This is a genomic window from Agrobacterium tumefaciens (assembly GCF_013318015.2).
Lineage (GTDB): Bacteria > Pseudomonadota > Alphaproteobacteria > Rhizobiales > Rhizobiaceae > Agrobacterium > Agrobacterium tumefaciens.
Genome location: NZ_CP115842.1, coordinates 1,713,737 through 1,738,839, shown reverse-complemented (window position 1 = coordinate 1,738,839; position 25,103 = coordinate 1,713,737). Strand labels below are relative to the sequence as shown.

Sequence of the window (25,103 nt, the reverse complement as noted above, 5' to 3'; positions counted from 1 at the left end):
GGTTTTTTAAAAACTCAACAAATTATTGAAGGTTGGTATCGATCACCTTGAGAAGTTTAACCACCGTCCTGATGTCCTTGGCCGAAAGCCCCTCAATCGCCCGCGCACCGCAATTTGCGATGGATACGTTGATATGTTCGACGCTTTTCAGGCCCGTCTCCGTCAGTTTCACCAGTGTTACGCGGCCATCCTCGTCATCGCCACTGCGCTCCACGAAGCCCTGGGCTTCCATGCGGCCGATGGTTCGCGTCATGGTCGGCGCCTTGACACCAAGTTTCTGGGCGATCTGCCCAGGCGTGAGGCTGCCTTCCTGCGCCAACGCCAGAATAACGCCGTCCTGCCCGGCATAAAGGCCGCTTTCGGCAAGGCTGTGGCTCAGCGCCGTGCGCATGGAACGGGCGGCCTGGGTGATGGATTGCGCCAGTTCCTCAGGGTTGAAATTCTCATCCCTCTTTTTGGCGTCCTTTACTTTCTTGGTGCCCTTGTCCTTTTTGGCGCCCTTGTCCTTATGCCCAGTTTTGTCCTTGCTCATATGCGAGTGCCTTTTACCCTGTGGCGGAACCGATATATGTTGCTGGAAATCCTTACCGAATGCACGCGCGGACTGCCAGATGCCAAACTCATACACGCATTATCACGACGAAAACGTAACAGACCCTCATCTTCGCGCAACAGGTGCAATTTCAGTGCTGCCGCTCGGTGCGCACGAACAGCACGGGCCGCACCTGCCCTTCGAGACAGACACGCTGATTGCGGCGGGCATTGTCTCCCGTTTGGCTGCTGTTTTGCCCGCCAGTCTGCCGGTCTCCTTCCTGCCGGTGGAGCCCGTTGGATATTCCATCGAGCACATGAATGTGCCGGGCACGAAGTCGTTGCGTTACGATGAGGCCGTTGAGCGCTGGCTCGGCATTGCTAAGGCCGAATATGAAAAAGGCGTGCGCAAATTCGTGATGTTGAACGCCCATGGCGGCAATTCGCCATTGATGACCATCGTCGCCACCGAGGCGCGCGCCCGCTTCGGTATGCTGGCGGTCGCCACCAGCTGGACTCGTTTCGGCGTGCCGGTGGATATCGTGAAGCCTGAAGACAAGGCGATCGATATCCATGGTGGCGATATCGAGACGTCGGTCATGCTGGCGCTTTGCCCGGAGCGGGTGGCGATGGAAAAAGCCGCCAACTTCCCCTCCCGCCAGAGCGATTTCGCCAGCCGTTTCAGGCATCTGCGTGCCTATGGTCCACACGCTTTCGGTTGGCTTATGGGCGACCTGAACCCGGATGGCGTTGCCGGAAACGCCGCCGCCGCCTCAGCCGAGAAAGGCGAAAGGATCATTTCCCATGCCGTTTCGGGCCTTGTCGAACTGCTTGAAGACGTCCACGCTTTTGACATAACGTTATTTCATAACAAAATTTGAAAAACTGCGCCGAAACCAGCCAGAATCCCTTTGAACTGCCCGAACGTCGCGCCTATATGGACGTCGACACTTATTCCTTGAGGCCTCAACCGGCCTTTCTCCACGCGAGGTTTCCATGACCGAAACAGCACCAGCCAAGCCCATTCCAGTCACCGTCCTGACGGGATATCTAGGCGCCGGCAAGACGACGCTTCTCAACCGTATCCTGTCCGAGAACCACGGTAAGAAATACGCTGTCATCGTCAACGAATTCGGCGAGATCGGCATCGACAACGATCTGATCGTCGAATCCGACGAAGAAATCTACGAAATGAACAATGGCTGCGTCTGCTGCACGGTGCGCGGCGACCTCATCCGCGTGGTCGAAGGCCTGATGCGCCGGCCCGGCCGATTCGACGGCATCATTGTCGAGACCACTGGCCTTGCCGATCCCGTTCCGGTCGCCCAGACCTTCTTCATGGATGACGACGTGCGCGCCAAGACCGAGCTTGACGCGGTGGTCGCACTTGTCGATGCCAAGCACCTGCCGCTGCGCCTGAAGGACAGCCGCGAAGCCGAAGACCAGATCGCTTTTGCCGATGTCGTTATCGTCAACAAGACCGATCTCGTTTCGCCGGAAGAAGTCGCCCGCATCGAGGATATCGTGCGCGCCATCAATCCCTCTGCGCGCATCTACAAGACCACCCGTTCCGGCGTCGATCTCGCCCGCGTTCTCGACCAGGGCGCCTTCAATCTGGAACGTGCGCTCGAAAACGATCCGCATTTCCTCGAGCACGGCCACGAGGATCACGCATGCGGTCCTGATTGCGACCACCACCACCATGATCATGGGCACGATCACGGCCATGACCACCATCATCACGACCATGATCACGCGCACCACGATCATGACCACGGCCACGATCACCACCACCATGGCGCCGCCTCCCCGATTCATGACGTAACGGTGCAGTCGGTGTCGCTGCGCGGCGGCGAAATGAACCCTGAGCGCTTCTTCCCGTGGATCCAGAAGGTCACCCAGACGGACGGCCCGAACATCCTGCGCCTCAAGGGCATCATCGCATTCAAGGGCGATGCGGAACGTTACGTGGTGCAGGGCGTGCACATGATCATCGAGGGCGATCACCAGCGCCCGTGGAAGGAAGGCGAAAAGCGCGAAAGCCGCCTTGTCTTCATCGGCCGCGAACTCGACCGCGAAAAGCTGGAAAAGAGCTTCAACGCCTGCCTTGCCACGGCTTGACATCCTTGACGGGGCACCGTGTCACCCTTGGTGTTTTCGGTGCCCTTCCTCACTTTCGACGTCATCCTCGGGCTTGACCCGAGGAGCCATTGCGGCCAGCATATGGATGGTCGAGTGATCCCCGGGTATGACCCGAGGACCGACCTTGACGCCACGGGTTGAAACCGCACCAACGGGTCTTCCCGACCTGGTCTGCGACCGAAATCCATCAATGACAAACACATAGACGAAAGACCGATGCCCCATGCCGACTGTTGCCCCGCTTGATATCGAAGGCCACGTGGTCTCGACCCATTTTCTCGGCGACATTCCGCTGTTTGCCACCGCCGCCGGCACCATTCACCGGCTGGATGGCGGCGAGAAGGTCACTGAGGCGCATGAGGGTCTGCTGACCTGCATCCGCGATCCCTATAGCGCCACGCTGCTTTCCGGCGGCGAGGACGGGCGCGTGCTGCGCATTGGCCATGATGGCAGCCTCAGCGAGATCGCCAATGTGCCGCGCAAATGGGTGGGCGTCGTTGCGGGCGGACCGCAGAAGGCGGTCGCTTATGGTGTCGGCAAGTCCAGCTTCGTGCGCCTCTCGGACGGCACGGTCAAGGAATTCAAGGAAGAACGCACGGTGGAGGCAATAGCCTTCGCGCCCAAGGGCCTGCGCATTGCCGTTGCACGCTATAACGGCGTGACGCTGCATTGGGTGGCGAGTGCAGGCGATCCGGTCGATCTGGAATGGAAAGGTGCCCATACCGGCGTCACCTTCTCGCCTGACGGTAAGTTCCTCGTCACCACCATGCAGGAAAACGCCCTGCATGGCTGGAAGATGGAGGCCACCAAGGGCGGCATGGAAGCCCGCCATATGCGCATGACGGGTTATCCCGCCAAGGTGAAATCCGTTTCGTGGTCGGCAAAGGGCAAGTGGCTCGCCTCATCAGGTGCCCCGGCCGCGATCGTCTGGCCGTTTTCTGGCAAGGACGGCCCGATGGGCAAGGCACCCGAAGAACTCGGCAGCCGCGCCAACATCATGGCTACCAATGTCGCTTTTCACCCGCTGGAAGATGTGCTGGCCATTGGCTTCATTGACGGCATGATCCTTGGCGTGCGGCTTGCGGATGGCAAGGAAGCCCTGCTTCGCCGCCCCGGCAAGGGCGCCATTACCGGCATGGACTGGAGCGCCACCGGCAAACTGCTCGCATTTGCCTCCGAGGCAGGCGACTGCGGCATTGTCGATATTTCGGCGTAAGGACAGCAACAGGCGCACGTCCGGTTTCGACGGATGGCTCGATACGGCTCAATATCCGCCCTCATTCCTCTGCTCGTCACGGGAATCTAGCCAGCCCAAGTCCTTGGGCTGAAAGGGGCTCTTTTCGGACGCAGACGCGCATCGACTGGATTCCTGTGACAAGCACAGGGATGAGGGCTGATAGGTGTCAGCGCCAGAAACCTCGGCGTTGTCTCGCTATTCGCTGACCTGACGCCGCGTCAGGAACAGCAGCAGCAGGGCTGCCCCTGCACCAACCGAAGCAAGTCTGATCGACGTACCGAAGCTTGCATATTGCGACACAAACCCCATAAGCGGCACCGCAAACAACCCGGCAAGGAAAATGGAATTCATGTAGAGCGCGGTCGCCCGCGCGGTGCGTCCGCGCGCAAAGCCCTGCACGAAGGTGAGGCACGTGCCGGCGCAAAGCCCGTAATAGGCCCCTTCAAGTGCTGCTCCGAACAACATGGCCGGAAGGGTCTGGACCGAGGCTATGACGTTGAAGGCGACGATTGCCATCACCGCAGAGATGCAAAGAAGGATGCGGGCGCTGACCCGGCGCATGATCCTTGGCGCAAGCAGGATCAGCAGAACCTCCATCGCGCATTTGACGCTGAGCGACAGGCCCGGCACGTAATCCGGCAGGCCCACCTCGCGCACCAGAAATACCGGCAGGGCCGAGGCGCACAGGGCGTGGGCGAAAGACATGCAGAAGCTGGCCGCTGCCGCCATCAACAATGGCAGGTTGCGCCGCGTATCGTTGTCGCCCTCTTTCCGTCGTTCCATCGGGCACGTCTGGCCGCGCGGCACGAAGGCAAGGGCAAGACCGCCCCAGATGGCCGCCATCAGCATGGCATTCATGAACACGGCCTGCGCACCGGCAAGATCGAGGATCAGATAGGCGGCGGCCGGAAGCAGCATCCATGCCAGCGACACCATTGTCCGCAGAAAGGCGTTATAGGCAGGTGCATCCAGTGCTTTTACCCGGCCATAATAGCGACCATAACTGAAAATCAGGGTACTGGCGGCGTTGGAAAGCCCCATTCCCGTTGCCGTCACCGCCACGAGCAATGCCAGATGCCCGGAGGTCGCCGCCGCCGCTGCGATAAAAGCACCAAACACAGAGAGCAGCAGCAATGGCCGCACCCGCACACCGGCATCGACACGTTCGCCATAAGTGCGGCTGGCGATGATCGAAGCAACCATTGCCGTCACGCTGTAGAGACCAAGCGTGGCCGGCGGGTGACCAAGGACCTGTATGATGTAAAAACCGATAAATGGCACAACAGCCGCATTGGTGCCGCCGGCGATGAAGACCAGCACGGCAATCATATAGGCCTGACGATCAAAAACGCCCGGCGAGGTGTTTTTCTGTAGCATGGGAGAATCGACTGGAGATCGGCAGCGGGAAGTGGATTGATGCCACCATCACACCAAAAGGGTATGCTGTTCAAGCCCGAGCGGAAGGCGATGTGTGTTTTCGTTCCTCACGAAGCACACCACCCCTGTTTCCTTAAGCACCGGGGCGTCGCAGCGCTTGCGCCGCCCCTTGTCGAAGACGGAAAAACCGTCAGAACTTCACGCCAAGGCCAACCTTGACGACATGTTCGCTGACATCGCCGGTCGAAGTGATCGGACCGGTATGGTAGGTTGCCTTGCCGAAGTCGTTGTAACGATATTCGACGCGTCCAAACAGGTTGTTGGTAAAGGCATAGTCTACACCCGCGCCGACCGTCCAGCCGTGCAGCACCTTGCTGTCCTCACCGAAGGGCGCCTTCACTTCGCTGTCCGTCGCGGTGTAGCCGGCAGCGGTGTAGATCAGCGCCCGGTCGATCGCATAACCGGCGCGCAGACGCGCGGAGCCGTTCAGGCCTGCGGAAACCTCGCTGGTGACGATGGTCTTGTCGCCCCAGGCATAACCGAGATCGCCCTCGACACCCAGAATGATGGAGGGGGCCACTTCAGCGTTATAACCAGCGAAACCGGAAAAACGGCCGCCGTCAAATTCATGCTTCGTGGTGACACCGAAAGTGGTCGACTTCACGCGGTTCCAGCCATAACCGGCGGAGGCACCGACATAAACACCGTCCCAGGAAAAGGCAGGCGCAACATCGTTGACGACCGGTGCCGCTGGAATATCGCCGACGGCGTCGGCGGCAACGGATGCGTCAGAAAGAATGCCGAGCAGGCCGAGGGCGAGAAGAGATTGTTTCAACATGCGATAGCTCCTTGAAAATACCATCCCGGCACCTGCGTGATGCGAGTTTTCGCGACCAGAAACGCAGCGTAATGACGGGGTTGACGCACCCCTAGATTGAAGAACATCGTGGTTAAAATCGAGTAAACGGCACGGACAAAAAGGCCCTTGCAGAACGTATTCCCGTTAATATTGCCAATATTTATCAAATATAAATCAGAACTCACGCGGATGATCCCGAACCGTGAGTCCCGACATATGACGACAGCGATCGCGTCACAAAACCCTCATGAGTAGTGGCCATCCCGCAGTTTTGTGTGTGCAGTCATTGGCGGCCACACAAAAAAAAGGGAGCCCGAAGGCCCCCTTGCAGTCATGCGATGCGCCGTTTGTTATTTCCGGAAGCACCGTGTGTCATACACACGTAGCTGGAGGACAGCTTTCGGCTTATATCCTGCGCGCATCGTTCACGCCGAAAATCCCTGTCGATTTTCGGTCTGCACCATTAGTGGCGACGCTTTTTGCCGCCATCGTTCTTGTTGTCGATGACATCGACGGAAGTCTTGTTGCCGTTGAGAAGGCCATTCAGGATACCGGTCTTGTTGCCGTTCAGAATCCCGTTATTGGACAGGATACCGCTGACACCCAGATCGATGCTTGGCGACACGACGACGAGTGCGCCGCCCTTGTTACTGTTTCCGGACAGGATACCGCCCAGCAGACCACCGGCATTGGCTTGACCAACGGAAGCGACAGTAAGAACAGCGGCTATGCAAGCAAATTTGGCAATCATTTCTCTCTCCTCTTATGTTTGATCACGCCCCATGGCGTAGTCGAACTGTATATTTAGAGGATTCTAATTCAAGCAAAGCCTAATATTACAATAAACAATTAACTTTAATACTGGTGATTTTAATCAAGTTTTACGCGATTGGCGCCGGTCTATTCTCCTGGAATTTCCGTGGAATACACCATGAATTCCGGCCTCGACAATATATCGCCCCTGAAACTTTATTAACCATCCAAATATAAGATATTGCTTAATTAGAGACCGGAGATGCAAATGCGGCTGGGAGGATACATCGCGCTTGTTCTTGGGCTTGCCTGCACCTGCGGTGCGCAGGCGGGGGAAAACGCCGATGATCACAATATAACCTATAAAACCGGCATCGGCTACGACACCAATTACTTCGGCGATACCAACCGGCTGAAGGCGATTTCGCTGCGCGCGGGCTTCGGGCTTAACGGAAAGTTCGTGCTTGATGGCACGGAACTGCGTTATTCGCTCGAGCATGAGGAGGTTCGCCTCCCCCGTTACCGTTTTGCCAATGAACACAACACCATTGCCAGCCTGGGGCTGACCAGGCGTCTGTCGGAGCGGCTGGAATGGGCCGTGGAACTGCGTGGCACACGCAGCGATGCCGGCGATATCTTCCTGCATCTGCCGGAAGAAGACATCGGTTACCGGCGACTGGACCACAAGCTGGAGGCATCGACACAGCTCGGCATCCTTGCTCTTGGCGGAAAGAACACGCTGACGGCGGGTTTTGCCAGCCTGATGAAAGGCAGGGCGCGTTTTCGTCCGGCCTATTTCGAGCCCACCCGCCTGGAGGCCAATGAAGCGCTCTTGTCGCTCAAGGCCGAACATGTGCGCCCGCTGGCCGGCGGCGAGGCCGGACTGACAATTGCTTATGACCGCATTGTCGTGCCGGAAAGCCAGCAGGAGAAATACGAGCGTTTTCCGGCCAGCACGTTGCGGGGATCACTTGCCTACGGTTACAAGTTCTCCGAACGCTTCGCCGTTCTGGCCGAAGGGGGCCTGACGACCATTTCCGGCGACGATATCAGCGACAAGGTGAAGCGCACCCGGCCCTATCTCAGGGCCGAAGCCGAGGTGAAGGCTACCGACCGCATCGCCTTCGGTGCTGGCTTCTCCCAGGATTACGCGCTTTTCGACCCTGATGATCCCATTGCCGAGTTCCACCGCCGTTGGCAGTTCGTGGTTAAAGGCAAGCTCACCGACAAGGTGGGGCTGGACCTGGCGCTGCAGCGTGTCCACAAGGACTGGATCTATTACAATTACGACACCAGCGAACGAAGGCTGGTGGCCACACTGTCCTTCGACACCGGCAAGAACAGCAAGCTGGAGGTGGAATTCAACCGCCTTCTGCATGGCGAGCGCGACACCGACCTGTCCTATAGCGGATCGAGCGTCACCTCGCGTTTCACCGGCACCTTCTGAAACATAGGGCAGCCACATCACCAAAGCGCATATCAGGTCGAAATTCGGTCCCAATTTCTGCTAGAATCCAGCTCCGAGATTCGAAGGCAGGACAGACCGGATAATGAACAGACGACTTTTGCTCCTTGCGGCTGGCCTGACCTCCATTCCCGTTGCCGCCGCGGCACATCCGCATATTTTCGCCGAAGCGCGCATGGAAATCGTCGAGGGGCCGAACGGTACCATCCCGGAGGTGCGCAACATCTGGCGTTTCGACGAGATGTTCTCGGCAAGCGTGGTGATGGATTACGACAAGAACGGCGACCTGAAGCTGGACAAGAATGAGCTGGCCGAAATCGGCAACACCGTGCGTGAATCGCTCGGCGAATATTCCTATTACACCTTCATTACCGCCAACGGAAAACAGGTGGATTTCGCAAAGCCCGACACCATTCATGTGGACTACAAGGACAAGCAGATCCTGATGTTCTTTTCCGTCAAGCCAAACACGCCGCTTTCCATCAAGGGCAAGCTCAGCTTCGGCGCGTGGGACCCGACCATGTATACGGCGATCGATTTTGCGAAAGACGGCGATCTGGCGACCGTCGGCAAGGATCTCGCCGCCTGCAAGCACCATGTCGTGCGTCCCGACCCGGACGAGGTGATCTCACAAAACCAGAGTTCGCTCACCGACGCCTTCTTCAACGACCCGACCGGCACCGACATGACCAAACTCTTCGCCACCCGGCTGGAGGTGACATGCTGAGCCGAAACGGGCGCCTTTGCGGACACCTGACCATCGTCGCGATCTGCGTGCTGGCTGTGGCAGGTGCTGCCCATGCGCAATCGCCGCTCGGCATAGGCTCGGCCGAGCCGTCCTTTGCCCCTGGCGGGCCGTTCGCGCCGCTGATGCAATGGATCAACGTGCACCAGCAGATGTTCTACCGGGCGCTGACCGGTGCCCTGAAAGCCATGCGCGAAGACAATTGGGCGATGGCATCGCTGGTTGGCCTCTCCTTTGCATACGGGGTCTTTCATGCCGCCGGTCCTGGCCACGGCAAGGCTGTCATCTCTTCCTATATGATCGCCAATGAAACGCAGCTGAAACGCGGCATTCTCATTTCCTTCATTTCAGCACTCATTCAGGGCGCAATGGCCATCGGCCTCGTTGTCGCAGCCTGGCTCGTGCTGCGCGGCACCTCCATCACCATGACGAAAGCCACGCAGGCAATGGAGATCGCCAGCTTTGCCATGGTGGCGCTGTTCGGCGCCTGGCTTCTGCTACGCAAGCTCTGGTCGCTGCGCATCCGGCGCGTACCGGTTGCAGCCTTCGCGGTTGCGGGGGAAGCAACAGCAGTCAGAACCACGGGCATGGGCACGGGCCTCAGGTTTCAGGGCAAGCCGGTTTTCGCGGACCACGCCCATAGCGGCACAGGTGATCTTTGCGTCTCCTGCGGAAAATCGCACGCGCCCGATCCGCTGCTTCTCAAAGGCAAGAATTTCAGCCTGCACGAAGCGTGGTCGGCGATCATCGCAGTTGGCCTGCGGCCATGCTCCGGTGCCATCATCGTCATGAGCTTTGCGCTCTTGAACGGGATTTTTCTCGGCGGCGTGCTTTCCGTGCTTGCCATGTCGCTGGGTACCGCCATCACCGTATCGCTGCTTGCCATCATGGCCGTCTCGGCCAAGGGGCTTGCCGTGCGCTTCGCCGGCCCCGGAAGCCGCAGGGCAGCGGGCATCAGCCACGCGATCGAGATTACCGGTGCGCTGTTCGTGCTTTTGATGGGCCTTATGCTGCTTGGTGCGTCGCTTCAGTTCTGACTGTCGCGGCGGCGCTGGTAGCGGGCGCGCAGCCAGAACAGCAGGAAAAAGCACAGCACCACCACCGAGCCAAAAGCCGCGGCAAGAAAGGGCGAATAATCCCCCAGCCACAGCATGATTTTCGGCATCACGTAAAACACCAGCCCAAAACCAAGGATGATGCCAGCGGCGGCAAGGCCCGGCGACCAGTCTTTACGGCCAGAGCCAGCCTTCTTTTCAGGCGTAGTCATGGGCGAGCTCCGCGCGGATATCCTCAAGCTTGCGCTTCTGCGCGCCATCGGCCGTGAAATTCTCCGGCGAAAGCCAGATTTCAAACGCCTTGCCAATCAACGGCCATTCGCCGTCGATCATGGAAAACCACGCCGTATCGCGGTTGGCACCCTTGGAGATCATGTGCTGGCGGAACACACCCTCGAAGGTGAAGCCGTAACGCTTCGCCGTGATCTTGGAGGGTTCGTTTTGATTATGGCATTTCCACTCGTAGCGGCGGTAACCCAGATCCTCGAAAACGTGTTTCGCCATCAGATAATGCGCTTCGGTCGAAAGCGGCGAGCGCTTCATCCTGGCGCCATGGGCAACCGAACCGACCTCGACCACGCCATTGGCGGGATCGGGCCGCATGTAGCTTGCCATTCCCACGACGTCACCGGTGGCATTTTCAACGAAAACCAATGTCACCCAGTTGAGTTTATCACCCGCGTTGACAAGCCAGTCACCAAAGGCTGCAGCATCGGCAAAGCCGCTTTGCGGGAAATATTTGAGAAGCGCATTGACCCCCTCACCACCAAGCGCAGTCCAGAGCCTTGCAAGATGCCTGTCGCGATCAAACGTTTCCGCCGTCACATAACGGCCCTTCAGCGTCACCGGCTGCGGCGCCGGACATCCCTTAAAATCACTCAGATCGCGCATTCTCTTCCCCGTTGTCTGGGAGAAGGATTAGGCCAAGCGGGGCTGGATGACAACAGTGCATATACGGCAGGGGGGCGTGGTTCACCCCCCTGTTCTAACCTCAAACCTTCGCCGCCACCACCGTCGACTCGATATGATCGACCAGCGCATCGGGCAATCCCAACCGCCCGGCAAGCAGATCGAGATAACCGCGCTCAGCCCGCGTATCGGCCTCTATGGCAAGACGCGAGGCGGTGTAGATTTCCACCTTCTGCTCCTCTGTGCGGGCAGCAGCCACCAGTGCGTCGATATCCAGCGGATCGGCCAGTTCCTTTTCGAGGAACCGCTCGGCTTCAGTGTCGAGGCCGGACACCTGCACCTTATCCATGATGTTGGCGCGCTCTTTTTCGTCGATATGGCCGTCTGCCTTGGCAGCGGCAATCATCGCCTGGATGAGTTTCAGCGCAAAATCGTTGGAAAGGGCGGGGGACTGCGGATGGAAGGCGGAATCGGCGGGCGGGGCGAGAAGCTCCGGCTCGGGTTTTGGAGCTACTTCAGGCGCCTGCCCGGATTTGTAATTCTTGTAGGCGAGATAACCGAGACCGGCGATGGCCGCTACGCCGCCGATGGTGGCGACATTGCCGGCGAGCTTGCGGCCGGTCTTGGTGCCTAGAATGGCGGCGGCAAGCGCACCGGCCTTCATCGGATTGTTCTTGGCGATATCGGCGGCCTGCCCGGCTCTGTCACGGACGCTTCCCGAAAGGCCCGGCACCTGTGAGCCGAGGAATTGTTCAAGAAGCTTCTTGGCGTCGAACATCAAAATCTCCTGTGAGGGTAAAGTCTACACGGGAAGATAGGGAGCCATGGCACGAATACAAATGACAAACCCGCTCACGCCTTCGTGAACGGGCTTGAAGAAGTAGTAGATCAGCCGCGCAGTGCTGCGGCTTCGGCGGCGAGCCTGGTGATGCCGGCCCAGTCAGCCGTTGCCACCAGTTCGCGCGGAGCAACCCAGGAACCGCCGACACAGACGACGTTCGGCAGGGAAAGATAGTCATTGGCATTCTTCAGCGAGACGCTGCCGGTCGGGCAGAACACCGTGCCGGCGAGCGGCGAGGACAGTGCCTTGAGGTATGGCGCGCCACCGGCCTGTTCCGCCGGGAAGAACTTCAGCACCTTGTAGCCTTCGTCGCGCAGCGCCATGACTTCGCTTGCCGTGGCGGCCCCAGGAAGAAGCGGCACGTTGGAGGCGCGCGCAGCTTCCAGCACGCTTTTGTTGATGCCTGGGCTGACGATGAAGGTGGAACCGGCTTCGGCGGCCGCCTCGAAATCTTTGGCGTTGAGGATGGTGCCGGCGCCGACATGGGCGCCCTCCACTTCCGCCGCAACCGCACGGATGGCATCGAGTGCCGCCGGCGTGCGCATGGTGATCTCGATTGCCTTCAGGCCACCTGCGACCAGAGCGCGCGCGAGCGGCACGGCGGAGGCAGCATCATCCACGATCAGCACCGGCACGACCGGCTGCAGCTTGAGGATGGAGAGCAGTTTTTCGGAGTCCTGGGCCAAGATAAGCCTCCCTTGCGCGATTGAAACGATTGAAATCCGGTTTATCGATTAGCCTGCCCCGGCCTTGATGTCGAGGCATGGCAAGACCATTTTTATCCAGATACTTCAATCTATTCGCTTCTTTATGACGTCTTCATGCGATAATCTGGCGCACCGGTTTACGGAGACAGCATGGCCAAGGAAATCGAGCGGAAGTTTCTGGTTGCAGGCGATGAATGGCGTAATGAAGTGACGCGTAGCATGGCTTTCCGGCAGGCATATGTCGCCTCGCTGGAAAATCGTTCGGTCCGGGTCAGGATCGTCAACGGGCTTGACGCGACACTGACCATCAAGATCGGCGCGAGTTCGCTCGTCCGTGATGAATATGAATATTCCATTCCACTGAATGACGCGGAAGAATTGATGGCCAGCGCCCCCGGCGTGGTGATCGAGAAGATGCGCCACACGGTTGATCACGGTGGATTCACTTGGGAAGTCGATGTTTTCGAGGGTAAATACAAGGGGCTGATCGTGGCGGAGGTAGAGATGGACGACGAGAACGCCAACCCCGATCTGCCCTCCTGGCTTGGCAAGGAGGTAACGGGCGACCGTCGCTTCTCCAACCAGTCGCTCGCCATGGACTGTCCCCACGGAGACTTGGCGGATGCCCTTCAGGATTGACCCGAACAAACCGTTCGACGATGAAATCCGCCGCGCGGGACTGGAACTCATCGAAGAGGCGATAATCAGCCTTCGCGACCAGCCTTCCGGGCGCCATGAGGCGGTGCACGATGCCCGCAAGCGGTTCAAGCGGCTGCGCGCCCTCTACCGCCTCGTCGCCAGGGCAGCACCCGATTTCAGCAAAGAGGAAAACGCCCGCTTTCGCGACATCGCCCGCTCGCTCGCTTTTGCGCGGGAAGCGACGGCGCTCGTGGAGACGGTGGAGTATCTCGAGACCTTCGCGGCCTCCACGACGCAAGGAAAGGCGCTGCGATCGATCGCGACAGTCCTGCGCAAGCGCCGTGACCACGCCATCGAACATGAGGCAGGTCTCGACGAGGCCATTGCGGCCGCCATCGCCGGCTGCGAGGAAGCACGCAAGAAGCTGAAGGCAGTGTCGCTGCCGGACGAGCTTAAGGATGTGACAAGGCTGGTGAAGACCGGGTGGGCGAAGCAGAGGAAGAGGGCGCGTAAAGCACTTGCCGACTGCCATGAGCAGGCCGACGTCGAACATTTCCACGAATTACGTAAGGCGGGCCAGGCCTACTGGATGCATCTCGGCCTCCTGCGCCGCCTCTGGCCATCGGCCATGCGCGCCAAGCGGGCCGACACCAAGCGGCTGGTCGACATCCTTGGCCACGAGCACGATCTTTCGGTCCTTGCAGCCTTTGCGGACCAGGAACCGGAGCGTTTCGGCAATGGCGAGCGACTGGCTCTGCTTCTCGATGCAATCATTCAGAGGCAGCAGGCGCTGCGCGGAGATGGTCTTGAGCTGGCAAACGAAGTCTTCTCCGAATCCGCCAGAACCGAGAGCCGCATCGTCGGCCTTTTATGGCGGCGGGCGGCGAAGTAGACCGGAAAGCCCGAAGAGACTGAGAATTTGACGATTTTCAAAATACCGGCAGCGGCGGATAAATATTGATTTGCGGCCGCCGCCGCTGTATTTCAGCGCCCATGACCGACACCACCATTCTCCCCCGCCCGGAAGCCGCCCCTCACCCCACTGGCGATTTTCTTGTGGCTGCGCTTTATCATTTCGCCCGCCTGCCGCGGTTTGAAAGCCTGCGCGACGAGCTGTTTCAGCTTTGCCGGGAAAACGGCGTCAAGGGCACGCTGCTTCTGGCGGCGGAAGGCATCAATGGCACCATTGCCGGGCCCGATGCGGGTGTGCGCGCCATACTTGCCTTCCTGCGTGCGCAGCCGGAATTTACGGCGCTGGAACATAAGGAAAGCCGGGCATCGAACATGCCCTTCGTGCGCATGAAGGTGAAGCTCAAGAAAGAGATCGTCACCATGGGCGTGCCGGATATCGATCCCAACCGCATTGTCGGCACCTATGTCGATCCGCGCGACTGGAACTCGCTGATCTCCGACCCGGACACCATCGTCATCGACACCCGCAACGACTACGAGACCGCGATCGGTCTCTTCAAGGGCGCGGTGGACCCGAAGACCAAGACCTTCCGCGAGTTTCCCGACTGGGTAAAGAACAATCCCGGCCTGCACAACAAGCCGAAGATCGCCATGTATTGTACCGGCGGCATCCGCTGCGAAAAGGCGACCGCCTTCATGAAGGAACAGGGGTTCGATGAGGTCTATCACCTCAAGGGCGGCATCCTGAAATATCTGGAAGAGGTGCCGGAAGAAGAGAGCCTGTGGGAAGGCGCCTGCTTCGTGTTTGACGAGCGCGTCTCCGTCGTCCACGGTCTTGCCGAAGGCGATCACAAGCTTTGCCACGCCTGCCGCAACCCGATCACATCGCAGGTGCGCCAATCCCCGTTGTTCGAGGAAGGTGTGTCCTGCCCTAGCTGTTACGACGACCGGACAGAAGAGGACCGCCAGCGGTTCCGCGACCGGCAGCTGCAGATCGAACTGGCAAAGAAGCGCGGCGAGCGCCATCTGGGGCGCTAAAGCGGATCGGCGGCCAGCCACGGCACGTCTTCACGGTGAAAAGGCTCTTACGCGATTAACGACTTGATCGCTCTGGGCCCGGGATGAGGTCCGGAGTGACGGAGTGTGGATCACCCTTTTGCCCCTGCCCGAAGCGCAAACAGCGGCGCCGTCTGCTCCTCCAGCATGGCGGTAATCTCTTCAGCGGCGACGGGTTTTGAGAACAGGTAGCCCTGCAATTCGTCACAGCCACACAGATGCAGGATAGCCGCCTGTTCTTCTGTCTCGACGCCCTCCGCCGTGACCGGAATATCGAGAGATTTCGCAAGCGCCACGGTTGCCTGCAACATTTCCAGCGACCGCCCGCCCTGTTCCAGGGCCATGACCAGCGACCGGTCGATCTTCATGCGGTCGAAACCGAAGCGGCGCAGATATCCGACGCTGGCGAAACCGGCTCCGAAATCGTCGAGCGCTATATGCAGGCCAAGCTGTTTCAGCTTGTCGATTGCCGCACTTGCCCGCTCCGGATTCTGGATGAAATAGCCCTCGGTCATTTCCAGCCGCAGCCTTGCGGTTGGCGTCTGCGTGGCAGCGAGAATATCCGCCACGTTGCCGGAAAAGGCCGGATTGCGGAACTGAACGGGTGAAATATTCACCGAGAGCTTGATGGAGGGCCATTGACCTGCCGTCTCGCAGGCCTTGCGCAGCACCAGCAGGCCGAGCCGCTCGATAAGGCCACTGGTTTCGGCAGCGGCGATGAAGATATCCGGGGGCACGAAGCCGTATCCCGGCCTTTGCCAGCGGGCAAGCGCCTCCACCCCGGTGATACTGCGCGTGGCGGCATTGACGACCGGCTGGTAGACCACCGATATCTCGTCATTCAGGATGGCATAACGCAGATCGGCCTCAAGCTGCAGCTTTTCCTCGCGCAGCGCATCCATTTTCAGCTCGTAGGCGACATAACGCCCACGCCCGTTTTCCTTGGCCTGATACATGGCCATGTCGGCGCGGCGCAGCAGTTCCTCACCGTTGATATCACCGGCTCTGGAGACGGAAGTGCCGATGCTGCAACCGATGCTCGCCACCCGCTCGCCGATGCTGAACGGCTCGGTGAACAGTTCGAGCAGCGCCTGGCAGAGCTTGCGGCCTTCCGACCACACGTCGTTGCCCTGAATGGCGATGGCGAATTCGTCGCCGCCGAGCCGCGCGAGCACGGCATCTTCCGGCACAAGCACCCTGAGCGCCGCCGCAACGCCCTTGATCAGCCGATCGCCGGCAGCGTGACCGTAGGAATCGTTGATCTCCTTGAAACCATCAAGATCGAGGTAAAGCAGCTTGATATCGGTCTTGTCGTGGCGGGCCTTGCCCACCATGCGGTTCAGCTTGGAAAACAGCCCGGCGCGGTTGCTGAGCCCGCTCAGACGATCGCGCAGCGCCTCTTCCCTCGCCGCCGCCTCGTCGGCCTTCAGCCGGTCGAGCGTCGCCGAACCGATGATGAGAAGTACGAGAAAGAACGTTCCGGCAATGCCGAGTGCCGTGAAGACGACCGGCCGGGCCTCATGGAAGCTCACGTCCCCCGGCAGCTGGGAGCGCCAGACGAGCCGCGCCAGCACATCACCAAGCGGATTGACGACATCCACATGGTTGGTCGCCGGTCCGTCGCCATATTGCAGTTGCAGACCATCGATGACGTAATTGCGGGCCAGCTTGTCTACCGTCGCCTGTTTGAGATGACGGGCGAAAATCAGATATCGCCGCTCGGATCCAACCGGAGGCAAGACCCCGGATTTGAGCCGCACCAGCGCGACCCCCGTAGCCGCGACGCCGTCGCGGGTTTTCACGAAACCGGTGACCTGCGACGCGATGCCGGGACGCATGGAGCGCACCCGTTCGATCATCTCCTTGAGGCCTTCTGCGAAATAGTCATGGGGCTTCCAGGCAACCGGCTTGCCGTTCTGGTAGGCCATGCGGACCTTGCCGTCTTCGTCGAGGACGACGGCGGTATCGAAAAGATCGCTGTTGACCGTCATCTCGCCATAATTGCTCGCCACCCAGTCGAACCTGTCGGGGGCGTAGACATAGTCGGCAGCATCGTCCCAGGCGGCGTAGTCGTTCAGCGTCGCGCCAAGCTGGTCGCGGAAGGTGACAAGGGCGCCCGCCGTTGTCTCGCGCGAGCGGGCATTGTCGAGCGAGTTCGCCCTTTCCCTGACCTGGCTCAGAGCAGACAAGACCAGCGCGGTGACAATGAGAAGCACCAGCGCAAATGTGGACAATACGACGCCGACGGCGGTTCTACGCCCGACCGGCAAATATTCCCCAATGTTTCGCGGCGCAATCCGCATAAAATCCCCTTCGAAAGCATCATCTTGCGAAGGAAACATTCAAAAGCCGTTAAGTTGGATTGTGGCGACGCCACAAAAAACAACGGGTATAAAACGACAGTAGGGGTGAAAAAGAGAAAAATTCTCCCCACAATGGTGGGGGATTTTCATAAAAACCGCGGATGCGTTCGCCCCGCAAACAAAAAACCTCCCCCGCGAACGGGAGAGGCTGCAACTTCAATCGTGTCAGGCCTGATTACCAGGATGGAATGACCGTGCCGTTGAACTTCTCCAGAATGAAGGCCTTCACTTCCGGGCTGTGGTAGGATTCCACCAGCGTCTTCACCCACGGCTTGTCCTTGTCCTGCGCACGAACGGCGATGACGTTTGCGTAAGGGGACTTTTCGCTTTCGATGGCGATGGCGTCCTTCTTGGGGTTCAGGCCTGCTGCCGTGGCATAATTGGTGTTGATGACCGACGCGTCGGTGTCATCCAGCGAGCGCGGCAACTGCGCAGCGTCAAGTTCGACGATCTGGATGTTCTTCGGGTTTTCGGTGATGTCGGCAGGCGTTACCTTCAGACCGGCTTCTTCCTTGACCTTGAGCACACCCTTGGAAGCGAGAACGAGAAGCGCACGGCCGCCATTGGTCGGGTCGTTCGGAATACCGACCGTCGCGCCGTCCTTCAGCTCGTCAAGGCTCTTCACCTTCTTCGAATAAACGCCCATCGGGGTGGTGATGGTGGTGCCGACGCTGACGAGATCGAACTTGCGGTCAGCGATCTGGTTGTCGAGGTAAGGCTGGTGCTGGAAGGAGTTGGCCTGAAGCTCACCGTCTGCCAGTGCCTGGTTCGGCACGACGTAGTCGGAGAACTCGACGATATCGATGTCCAGTCCCTTGGCGGCGGCGATCTTCTTGACCTGTTCCATGATCTGCGCGTGCTCGGCAGGTGTAACACCAATCTTGATGGTTTCGGCCAGCGCCTGACCGGCGGTAAAGAGAGCGGCGAGCGAAGCCGCGAGGATGATTTTCTTCATGGATGTCTCCTTGGGTTTGTTGTTCTTGGGTTTGTTGTTCTTGAACGGTTTTATCAGTTCTTGCGGGTGCGCTTGTCGAAGCTGCGGGCAAGCCGGTCGCCGGCGCTCTGCACGAGTTGCACGAGCACGATCAGCACCAGCACCACGACCAGCATCACGTCAGGCATGAAGCGCTGGTAGCCGTAGCGAATGCCGAGATCACCCAGCCCGCCGCCGCCGACAGCACCGACCATGGCCGAATAACCGATGAGGCTGACGAGCGTGAGGGTAAGCGCCAGCGTGATGCCCGGCTTTGCTTCCGCAAGCAGGACCTTGGTGACGATCTGCAACGGTGTTGCGCCCATGGCGCGGGCCGCTTCGATCAGGCCCTTGTCGACTTCGCGGATCGCCGCTTCCACCAGCCGCGCGATGAAAGGCACGGTGGCAACCGTCAGCGGCACGATGGCCGCACTGGTGCCGATGGAAGTGCCAGCGACCAGCCGCGTGAAGGGAATGATCGCCACCACCAGAATGATGAAGGGCGTGGAGCGCGCCGCATTGACGACAAGGCCGAGGATGCGGTTCGTCATCGGCGCGGGGAAGAGTTCGCCTTTGCCGCTGGTGGCAAGGAAAACGCCCATCGGCACGCCGATGATGGAGCCGACGATGCCGGCGACCGCGACCATGTGCAGCGTCTGCAGAAGACCCTTCGACAGAAGGTTGAAAAGCATATCAGGCGACATAACCGAGCGCCTCCGTGTGAAGACCGGTCTCAGTATAAAAGCGGCCGGCGCGGGCGGTGGTTTCCGCCGTGGCCGGATAGGACACAACCAGCGAGCCGAATGGTTCGCCGGAAATTTCCTCGATGGTGCCGGCAAGGATGTTCACGTCAGGACCGATTTCCGCAACAAGACGCGCGGTCAGCGGCTGGAATGCCGTTTCGCCGAAGAACACCAGCCGCACGAGAACGCGGTCACCCTCCTCGGCTTCCGGCTTCAACCCTGATGTAACCCAGTGCGGCAGCTTAACCCCGACCGAGGACGACAGCAGGCTGCGGGTCGTCTCGTGTTTCGGCGCGGTGAAAATATCGAAGGTGCGCCCCTCCTCCACGATCAGGCCCCTGTCGATGACGGCGACCTGCGAGGCGATGGTCTTCACCACCTCCATCTCGTGGGTGATGAGCAGCACTGTCAGCCCAAGTTCGGCATTGATGCGCTTCAGGAGTTCAAGGATGGACTGGGTCGTCTCCGGATCGAGCGCGGACGTCGCCTCGTCCGACAACAGCAGCTTGGGTTGCGTCGCAAGCGCTCGGGCGATGCCGACACGCTGCTTCTGCCCACCCGACAGTTCCGCCGGATAACGCTTCGCCTTGTCGGAAAGGCCGACGAGTTCGAGCAGCGGCGTTACCCGCGTTTCGATCTCTTTTTTACCGAGACCGGCAATTTCTAGCGGCAGCGCCACATTGTCGAAAGCGGTGCGCGACGACAGAAGATTGAAGTGCTGGAAGATCATGCCGACGGAACGGCGAAGGGTCCTCAGACTCTTCTCATCAAGGGCGGCAACATCGACGCTGTCGACGACCACCCGGCCGGACGACGGTTTTTCAAGGCCGTTGGCGAGGCGGATGAGGGTGGATTTGCCGGCACCAGAGCGGCCGATTATGCCGGTGATGGAACCCTTCGGCACGACATAGTCAATGCCGGCGAGGGCTGCGAAGCCCGGCTTGCCATCGCTGCCGCCAAAGGTCTTGGTCACGCCTTCAAACGTTACCATCGCGTCCTTGGCAGTCTGCGGTGCGCGCGCGAGCGATGTCGCGTTGGATGAAAAACTCATTGGGAACTCTGCGAAAACTCTTGACGGATCGGGTCTCAAAAAATCCTGTTGCGGTGCTGAACCGCTCTCTTCATGCAGCCTTCCGGCACATTCGATGACAGCTGATTTTCCGGGTCATTTCGTCAGGCTTTCACTCAGAAATGCCGGGGATCGGCAATTCGATGGCGCATACTTGCCCGCAGGCGCCATCTTTTAACAGGGATGATTTTTCAATTATCTGAAATCAGAGAAAAAATCTACCGCAAAGCCGTCTGTGCGGCCCTGCGGCAGTCAAGACTTCGCGAGTGCGTGGAAATCAGACGCGGCTGACGAATTCCTCAAGCGGGCGGCGGACCTTCTTCAGGTTCACCAGCCAGTCGCCTTCCGGCTCGCGGTATCCGAGCGGCAGGATGGTGACGGAGCGCAGGCCCTTTTCACGCAGGCCGAGGATTTCATCCAGCTTGGCCGGATCGAAACCTTCCATCGGTGTGGAATCCACACCCTCGAAAGCAGCCTGCGCCACCGCCATGCCGAAACCAATATAGGCCTGACGGGCTGCGTGTTCGAAATTCACCTGCTCATCACGCTGCGGATAGGAGGAGAGAAGCTTCTGACGATACGCTTCCCAGCCCTCGTTCTTGACGCCACGCTCTTCGTTGACCAGATCGAACATATGGTTGATCCGCTCTTGCGTGTAGTTATCCCACGCCGCAAACACCAGAAGATGCGAGCCTTCAGTCACCTGCGCCTGGTTCCAGGCGATCTCGCGGATCTTTGCGCGAACTTCCGGATCGGAAACGACGATGACTTCGAACGGCTGCAACCCGCTGGAAGTCGGCGCCAGCCGGGCGGCTTCGACGATGCGCTCGACCTTGTCTTCCGCAACAGTCTTGGAAGGATCCATTTTCTTGGTGGCATAACGCCAGTTGAGTTTTTCGATAAGCATGTTCGTTTTCCCTGGGAGGACCAGCCCGCACCGCTCCGGATGAGGCAGCAGCAGGCGCTACGTCTGCGTAGCCTGCCTGACATAGGAGACAGGATGGCAGGCGCAAGCAGGCACCGCCGGGTAACTGGCAAAAAAGTTTGGAAAACTGATAGTAAGGTGGAAGAACTTTATTGGGGAGAGCGATCGTGTGCTTTCCTGGTGAGGAATACGGCAGGTAAAGTTCACACACGAGCCAGCCTTTCCACCCTCATCCCTGTGCTTGTCACAGGAATGAGGGAGAAAGCCTCACCCCTTCATCACACCGTGGTTCCCCTTCGGAAAACCCGATGCCAGCGCGCTGTACCATTTGCCGCTGTTCTTCAACGTACGAACCTGCGTTTCGTAATCCACGTGCACAAGGCCAAAGCGCATGCGGTACCCTTCCGCCCATTCGAAATTGTCCATCAGGCTCCAGGCGAAGTAACCCCGCATGGGGTAACCGTCCTTCACCAGATCAGCAACGATACCAAGATGTTCGGCGTAATAGTCAAGACGGGGTTGATCATCCACCTCGCCGTTTTCGACGCCCATATTGTAGCAGGCGCCATTTTCGGTGATGTAGCAATCGGGCAGCTCGTAGCGCTCGTAGAGCGTCTCCACCAGGGAATGCAGCGCCGGCGCATAGACTTCCCAGCCGATATCGGTTTTGACATCGCTGACGGCCGGGGCTGGTTTGGTGGCAGGGAATTCCGCACCTTCGGTGGCGTCGTCGGCAACGCGCATCGGTGTATAATAATTCAGGCCCCACCAGTCGAGCTTCTGGCTGATGATGGACAGGTCTTCCGCCTCCACCACCGGCATGCGGCTGCCCAGGGCCTCCATCATTTCGGCCGGATATTCGCCCTTGAAGACCGGATCGAAAAACGCGCCGTTGTGGAACTGGAATGCCCGTTCAGCTGCCTTCAGGTCGGCGTCGCTATTGGAGGCCGGGATGACGGAATGGGCGTTCAGCACCAGTCCGACCGGCACCTTGGGCGCAACATGGCGGGACGCCTCGACGCCGAAACCATGGGCAAGGTTGATGTGGTGCATGGCCGCAAGGGCTGCTTCCATGTTGCGCTCGCCCGGCGCATGAATGCCATAGAGATGGCTGAGCCAGACCGCACACCAGGGCTCATTGAAGGTCGCCACCGCATCCAGCCGGTCGCCCAGCCGTGCCATGACGGTCTTGGCGTAACGCTGGAAGGCATGGGCGGTGGAACGCGAGGCCCAGCCGCCGTCGCCCATCAGTGTCAGCGGCAGGTCCCAATGGTAAAGCGTCGCATAGGTCTTGATGCCGCGCGCCTTGCAGCCATCGACGAGGCGGTCGTAGAAATCCAGCCCCTTCTCGTTGATCGGGCCGAATCCATCGGGAATGATGCGCGGCCAGGCAATGGAGAAACGATAGGCCTCGACACCCATTTCCTTTATGAGATCGAGATCATCCTCCCAGCGATTATAGTGATCGCAGGCAACGTCGCCATTGTGGCGCCCGAAGACATGTCCCGGCATGTTGCAGAAGGCATCCCAGATGGATGGCTTGCGGCCGTCAACCTTGGTGGCACCCTCGATCTGGAAGGAGGCGGTCGCCACGCCGAACAGGAAATCGCCGGGGAAACGGGCTGCGAGCGCTTTGTGATCGGTCATCGGATAGGCCCTTTCGTCATCCATCGAGCGTCAAAAGATGGAGAGCGGTTTAGACCAAGTCAGCAATGAGGTACAGCCGCAGGCACGCAAAATCTGCAACGTTTCAGCAGCGCGGTTAAGATATCCAAAGCGCTTTAGGTACACGAAAGTCGCCGCAACGGTTTCCCGGCGGCGGGAGAAACGACAGCCCGGCAAATGCGGATGGGAGTTGAGTGTGGTGGAAAGTCTTGCATCTGCCGGGCCGCGCCTTGTTTGACCGGAATGCCGGTCGATCGGTGACAGACTTTTCACGACACCTACCGGATCGGCCCTTCCCGCTGCTGGCAATTGCGGGACGCCTTTCCGGAACGCGGTTTGCCAGAACCACGCTTGTCGATGCCGGCAGCCGGTCCGCGAAAGGCGCCGCGCGTATCGCCCTTCCGTTCCGGTTGCAGGGGAATGATGCTGCAAAACGGACGGGTGGGGACATGCGGGGAAAGGTTTTGCGGTAAGTGACTGGAAAGAAAGGAGGGGTGGCGCGGAATTGTTCTCGCCTTTGGCAGCAGACGGCGAGCATGCCCCCTAATTCGGCTATCGCAACCTTCTTAGTCTCACTTTATGGAATGTTATCTGCAGCATCAGGCCCGGAGACCGCACGGGGGCCGTACACCACAGATACGACGTCATCCTCGGGAATGTCGCGAGGATGACGGAGGAGAGGTTTTGCGGCTTTAACCAGCCTCTAGACGGGGGATGCTCCCCCGTCCTTTGTTTGTGAACGTACCAGCCCGTCAAACGTAACGATTGACGACGTTCTCCAGATATTCCTGACGACCGGACTTCGGCTCGGGGTTGATATCCTGGCGCTCGACCAGCGTTGCGATTTCTTCGAGCTTCAGCTCGCCGCGCAACATCTTCTGGGCTTCAGGTGCGTCCCACTTCGCGTAACGCTCCGAAAGCGGCTTCGACAGCGCGCCGTCCTCGATCATCTTCGCCGCCGCCTTCAGACCGCGGGCGCAGCAATCCATGCCACCGATATGGCCGATCAGCAGGTCCTGCGGATCAAGCGACTGGCGACGCAGCTTGGAATCGAAGTTGGTGCCGCCATTGGTGAAGCCGCCGCCGGCCAGCACGTGGTAATAGGCTAGCGCCATTTCAGGTACGTTGTTGGGGAACTGGTCGGTATCCCAGCCAGACTGGTAATCGTTGCGGTTCATGTCGATCGAGCCGAAAATGCCGAAGGCATTGGCCATGGCCAGTTCGTGTTCGAAGGAATGGCCGGCGAGGATGGCGTGACCCTGCTCGATATTGACCTTCACTTCCTTTTCGAGACCGTTCTTCTGCAGGAACGCATAAACGGTTGCGACGTCGTAGTCGTACTGGTGCTTGGTCGGCTCCTGCGGCTTTGGCTCGATCAGGATCGTGCCTTCGAAACCGATCTTGTATTTGTATTCCACAACCAGATTGAGGAAGCGGCCGAGCTGGTCCAGCTCGCGCGAAAGATCGGTGTTGAGCAGCGTTTCGTAACCTTCACGACCGCCCCATAGCACGTAATTGGCGCCGCCGAGCTTCTTGGTGGCATCCATGCAGGTCTTCACCGTCGCAGCCGAGAATGCGAAGACATCCGGGTCCGGATTGGTCGCGGCACCCGACATGAAGCGGCGGTTGGAGAACAGGTTCGCCGTGCCCCACAGAAGCTTTACGCCGGTATCAGCCTGCTTCTGCGCGAAGTAGTCGACGATCTCGTTGAGGTTCCTGGTGCTTTCGGCAAAGTTCCTGCCTTCCGGGCGCACATCGGCGTCGTGGAAGCAATAGAACGGCGAACCGAGCAGCGAGAAGAATTCAAAGGCGACATCGGCCTTCAGCTTGGCGGCCTGCATGGTGTCTTCAAACCACGGACGCTGGAACGTCTGCCCACCGAATGGGTCGCCGCCCGGCCAGGTGAAGGTGTGCCAGTAAGCCACGGCAAAGCGCAGGTGATCTTCCATACGCTTTCCGGCAACGATCTCGTCGGGGTTGTAGTGGCGGAAGGCGAGCGGGTTGGTGCTGTCGGGGCCTTCATATTTGATCTTGGCGATATCGCCGAAGAAGCCTGTGCTCATTGGATGGTTCCTCCTCTGGGGTGGGTTTAGGTAGTGTTCAAAAATTCGAGGTCTGCGCGGGCCGCTTACCCCCC

The 25,103-nt window shown here is 59.4% G+C and carries 24 protein-coding genes; 9 read left to right on the top strand and 15 right to left on the bottom strand.

The annotated features are described in order from the left end of the window. Positions 1–22 precede the first annotated feature (22 nt). Entirely contained in the window at positions 23–532 is a 510-nt protein-coding gene (locus G6L97_RS21370) for a MarR family winged helix-turn-helix transcriptional regulator (protein WP_004430960.1), read from the bottom strand. A 79-nt stretch (positions 533–611) separates the two neighbouring features. On the opposite strand from G6L97_RS21370, the gene G6L97_RS21365 reads away from it, so the two are divergent. The 3 genes from G6L97_RS21365 (at position 612) to G6L97_RS21355 (ending at position 3,889) form a co-directional block, all read left to right on the top strand. Beyond that, on the top strand, positions 612–1,412 hold the full coding sequence (locus G6L97_RS21365; protein WP_060642662.1) for a creatininase family protein: 801 nt from the start codon (positions 612–614) through the stop codon (positions 1,410–1,412). A gap of 115 nt (positions 1,413–1,527) precedes the next feature. Next, complete coding sequence (locus tag G6L97_RS21360; protein ID WP_004430957.1) at positions 1,528–2,652, top strand: CobW family GTP-binding protein; 1,125 nt, start codon at positions 1,528–1,530, stop codon at positions 2,650–2,652. A gap of 244 nt (positions 2,653–2,896) precedes the next feature. Continuing rightward, positions 2,897–3,889: a WD40 repeat domain-containing protein gene (locus G6L97_RS21355; RefSeq protein ID WP_013762340.1), complete on the top strand. Its 993-nt coding sequence runs from the start codon at positions 2,897–2,899 to the stop codon at positions 3,887–3,889. Between the two features lie 216 nt (positions 3,890–4,105). Here G6L97_RS21355 and G6L97_RS21350 read toward each other — a convergent pair whose 3' ends face one another. The 3 genes from G6L97_RS21350 to G6L97_RS21340 all read right to left on the bottom strand — a co-directional run bounded on the left by G6L97_RS21350 (position 4,106) and on the right by G6L97_RS21340 (position 6,897). Beyond that, positions 4,106–5,287, bottom strand: a complete 1,182-nt coding sequence (locus G6L97_RS21350; RefSeq protein ID WP_013762339.1) for an MFS transporter — start codon at positions 5,285–5,287, stop codon at positions 4,106–4,108. 190 nt (positions 5,288–5,477) lie between these two features. Beyond that, positions 5,478–6,125, bottom strand: coding sequence for an outer membrane protein (locus tag G6L97_RS21345; protein ID WP_004430952.1), 648 nt, complete (start codon positions 6,123–6,125; stop codon positions 5,478–5,480). A gap of 484 nt (positions 6,126–6,609) precedes the next feature. Next, positions 6,610–6,897 carry a hypothetical protein gene (locus G6L97_RS21340; RefSeq protein ID WP_004430950.1) on the bottom strand — a complete coding sequence of 96 codons (288 nt, stop codon included), beginning with the start codon at positions 6,895–6,897 and terminating at the stop codon, positions 6,610–6,612. A 270-nt stretch (positions 6,898–7,167) separates the two neighbouring features. Between G6L97_RS21340 and G6L97_RS21335 the strand changes: the two genes are divergently transcribed. From G6L97_RS21335 to G6L97_RS21325, 3 genes are all read left to right on the top strand, one after another. Then, on the top strand, positions 7,168–8,346 hold the full coding sequence (locus G6L97_RS21335) for a hypothetical protein (RefSeq protein ID WP_112675342.1): 1,179 nt from the start codon (positions 7,168–7,170) through the stop codon (positions 8,344–8,346). A gap of 103 nt (positions 8,347–8,449) precedes the next feature. Further along, positions 8,450–9,091 (top strand): DUF1007 family protein, encoded by a 642-nt coding sequence (locus G6L97_RS21330; RefSeq protein ID WP_174003685.1) that lies wholly within the window; start codon positions 8,450–8,452, stop codon positions 9,089–9,091. After that, the gene (locus G6L97_RS21325) at positions 9,085–10,146 is read left to right on the top strand and encodes a nickel/cobalt transporter (RefSeq protein ID WP_174003683.1); all 1,062 of its coding nucleotides are present in this window, start codon (positions 9,085–9,087) and stop codon (positions 10,144–10,146) included. The genes G6L97_RS21330 and G6L97_RS21325 overlap by 7 nt, the downstream gene beginning before the upstream one ends. On the opposite strand, the gene G6L97_RS21320 is transcribed toward G6L97_RS21325, so the two are convergent. The 4 genes from G6L97_RS21320 to G6L97_RS21305 all read right to left on the bottom strand — a co-directional run bounded on the left by G6L97_RS21320 (position 10,137) and on the right by G6L97_RS21305 (position 12,600). Further along, positions 10,137–10,376, bottom strand: coding sequence for a hypothetical protein (locus G6L97_RS21320; RefSeq protein WP_003516247.1), 240 nt, complete (start codon positions 10,374–10,376; stop codon positions 10,137–10,139). The two genes, G6L97_RS21325 and G6L97_RS21320, sit on opposite strands and share 10 nt — an antisense overlap. Then, entirely contained in the window at positions 10,363–11,055 is a 693-nt protein-coding gene (locus G6L97_RS21315) for a GNAT family N-acetyltransferase (protein ID WP_174003681.1), read from the bottom strand. The genes G6L97_RS21320 and G6L97_RS21315 overlap by 14 nt, the downstream gene beginning before the upstream one ends. Positions 11,056–11,155: 100 nt before the next feature. Then, complete coding sequence (locus G6L97_RS21310) at positions 11,156–11,851, bottom strand: tellurite resistance TerB family protein (RefSeq protein ID WP_003516244.1); 696 nt, start codon at positions 11,849–11,851, stop codon at positions 11,156–11,158. Between the two features lie 110 nt (positions 11,852–11,961). Then, positions 11,962–12,600, bottom strand: coding sequence for a 2-dehydro-3-deoxy-phosphogluconate aldolase (locus G6L97_RS21305; RefSeq protein WP_003516242.1), 639 nt, complete (start codon positions 12,598–12,600; stop codon positions 11,962–11,964). A 171-nt stretch (positions 12,601–12,771) separates the two neighbouring features. On the opposite strand from G6L97_RS21305, the gene G6L97_RS21300 reads away from it, so the two are divergent. The 3 genes from G6L97_RS21300 (at position 12,772) to trhO (ending at position 15,210) form a co-directional block, all read left to right on the top strand. Further along, positions 12,772–13,260 carry a CYTH domain-containing protein gene (locus G6L97_RS21300; protein ID WP_003516240.1) on the top strand — a complete coding sequence of 163 codons (489 nt, stop codon included), beginning with the start codon at positions 12,772–12,774 and terminating at the stop codon, positions 13,258–13,260. Beyond that, complete coding sequence (locus G6L97_RS21295) at positions 13,244–14,152, top strand: CHAD domain-containing protein (RefSeq protein WP_060642666.1); 909 nt, start codon at positions 13,244–13,246, stop codon at positions 14,150–14,152. Before G6L97_RS21300 ends, G6L97_RS21295 begins: the two co-directional genes overlap by 17 nt. A 101-nt stretch (positions 14,153–14,253) precedes the next feature. Beyond that, positions 14,254–15,210: an oxygen-dependent tRNA uridine(34) hydroxylase TrhO gene (trhO, locus tag G6L97_RS21290; RefSeq protein ID WP_060642667.1), complete on the top strand. Its 957-nt coding sequence runs from the start codon at positions 14,254–14,256 to the stop codon at positions 15,208–15,210. Positions 15,211–15,320: 110 nt separating this feature from the next. On the opposite strand, the gene G6L97_RS21285 is transcribed toward trhO, so the two are convergent. From G6L97_RS21285 to xylA, 7 genes are all read right to left on the bottom strand, one after another. Next, complete coding sequence (locus tag G6L97_RS21285; RefSeq protein WP_003516234.1) at positions 15,321–17,570, bottom strand: bifunctional diguanylate cyclase/phosphodiesterase; 2,250 nt, start codon at positions 17,568–17,570, stop codon at positions 15,321–15,323. Between the two features lie 196 nt (positions 17,571–17,766). Beyond that, positions 17,767–18,546 carry a MetQ/NlpA family ABC transporter substrate-binding protein gene (locus G6L97_RS21280; RefSeq protein WP_003516232.1) on the bottom strand — a complete coding sequence of 260 codons (780 nt, stop codon included), beginning with the start codon at positions 18,544–18,546 and terminating at the stop codon, positions 17,767–17,769. Between the two features lie 53 nt (positions 18,547–18,599). Then, a complete protein-coding gene (locus G6L97_RS21275) occupies positions 18,600–19,268 on the bottom strand; it encodes a methionine ABC transporter permease (RefSeq protein WP_003516230.1) in 669 nt (222 codons plus the stop codon). After that, entirely contained in the window at positions 19,258–20,358 is a 1,101-nt protein-coding gene (locus G6L97_RS21270; RefSeq protein WP_174003679.1) for a methionine ABC transporter ATP-binding protein, read from the bottom strand. Before G6L97_RS21270 ends, G6L97_RS21275 begins: the two co-directional genes overlap by 11 nt. Positions 20,359–20,653: 295 nt before the next feature. Continuing rightward, positions 20,654–21,283, bottom strand: coding sequence for an NAD(P)H-dependent oxidoreductase (locus G6L97_RS21265; RefSeq protein ID WP_025595047.1), 630 nt, complete (start codon positions 21,281–21,283; stop codon positions 20,654–20,656). Between the two features lie 285 nt (positions 21,284–21,568). After that, the gene (locus G6L97_RS21260; protein ID WP_025595048.1) at positions 21,569–22,948 is read right to left on the bottom strand and encodes a GH1 family beta-glucosidase; all 1,380 of its coding nucleotides are present in this window, start codon (positions 22,946–22,948) and stop codon (positions 21,569–21,571) included. A 770-nt stretch (positions 22,949–23,718) separates the two neighbouring features. Continuing rightward, entirely contained in the window at positions 23,719–25,029 is a 1,311-nt protein-coding gene (gene xylA / locus G6L97_RS21255; protein ID WP_174003677.1) for a xylose isomerase, read from the bottom strand. Between the last annotated feature and the right edge of the window lie 74 nt (positions 25,030–25,103).

Coding starts and splice junctions, on each gene's coding strand:
- G6L97_RS21370 (WP_004430960.1), bottom strand. CDS start 532: ATGAGCAAGGACAAAACTGGGCATAAGGACAAGGGCGCCAAAAAGGAC.
- G6L97_RS21365 (WP_060642662.1), top strand. CDS start 612: ATGCCAAACTCATACACGCATTATCACGACGAAAACGTAACAGACCCT.
- G6L97_RS21360 (WP_004430957.1), top strand. CDS start 1,528: ATGACCGAAACAGCACCAGCCAAGCCCATTCCAGTCACCGTCCTGACG.
- G6L97_RS21355 (WP_013762340.1), top strand. CDS start 2,897: ATGCCGACTGTTGCCCCGCTTGATATCGAAGGCCACGTGGTCTCGACC.
- G6L97_RS21350 (WP_013762339.1), bottom strand. CDS start 5,287: ATGCTACAGAAAAACACCTCGCCGGGCGTTTTTGATCGTCAGGCCTAT.
- G6L97_RS21345 (WP_004430952.1), bottom strand. CDS start 6,125: ATGTTGAAACAATCTCTTCTCGCCCTCGGCCTGCTCGGCATTCTTTCT.
- G6L97_RS21340 (WP_004430950.1), bottom strand. CDS start 6,897: ATGATTGCCAAATTTGCTTGCATAGCCGCTGTTCTTACTGTCGCTTCC.
- G6L97_RS21335 (WP_112675342.1), top strand. CDS start 7,168: ATGCGGCTGGGAGGATACATCGCGCTTGTTCTTGGGCTTGCCTGCACC.
- G6L97_RS21330 (WP_174003685.1), top strand. CDS start 8,450: ATGAACAGACGACTTTTGCTCCTTGCGGCTGGCCTGACCTCCATTCCC.
- G6L97_RS21325 (WP_174003683.1), top strand. CDS start 9,085: ATGCTGAGCCGAAACGGGCGCCTTTGCGGACACCTGACCATCGTCGCG.
- G6L97_RS21320 (WP_003516247.1), bottom strand. CDS start 10,376: ATGACTACGCCTGAAAAGAAGGCTGGCTCTGGCCGTAAAGACTGGTCG.
- G6L97_RS21315 (WP_174003681.1), bottom strand. CDS start 11,055: ATGCGCGATCTGAGTGATTTTAAGGGATGTCCGGCGCCGCAGCCGGTG.
- G6L97_RS21310 (WP_003516244.1), bottom strand. CDS start 11,851: ATGTTCGACGCCAAGAAGCTTCTTGAACAATTCCTCGGCTCACAGGTG.
- G6L97_RS21300 (WP_003516240.1), top strand. CDS start 12,772: ATGGCCAAGGAAATCGAGCGGAAGTTTCTGGTTGCAGGCGATGAATGG.
- G6L97_RS21295 (WP_060642666.1), top strand. CDS start 13,244: ATGCCCTTCAGGATTGACCCGAACAAACCGTTCGACGATGAAATCCGC.
- trhO (WP_060642667.1), top strand. CDS start 14,254: ATGACCGACACCACCATTCTCCCCCGCCCGGAAGCCGCCCCTCACCCC.
- G6L97_RS21285 (WP_003516234.1), bottom strand. CDS start 17,570: ATGTTTCCTTCGCAAGATGATGCTTTCGAAGGGGATTTTATGCGGATT.
- G6L97_RS21280 (WP_003516232.1), bottom strand. CDS start 18,546: ATGAAGAAAATCATCCTCGCGGCTTCGCTCGCCGCTCTCTTTACCGCC.
- G6L97_RS21275 (WP_003516230.1), bottom strand. CDS start 19,268: ATGTCGCCTGATATGCTTTTCAACCTTCTGTCGAAGGGTCTTCTGCAG.
- G6L97_RS21270 (WP_174003679.1), bottom strand. CDS start 20,358: ATGAGTTTTTCATCCAACGCGACATCGCTCGCGCGCGCACCGCAGACT.
- G6L97_RS21265 (WP_025595047.1), bottom strand. CDS start 21,283: ATGCTTATCGAAAAACTCAACTGGCGTTATGCCACCAAGAAAATGGAT.
- G6L97_RS21260 (WP_025595048.1), bottom strand. CDS start 22,948: ATGACCGATCACAAAGCGCTCGCAGCCCGTTTCCCCGGCGATTTCCTG.
- xylA (WP_174003677.1), bottom strand. CDS start 25,029: ATGAGCACAGGCTTCTTCGGCGATATCGCCAAGATCAAATATGAAGGC.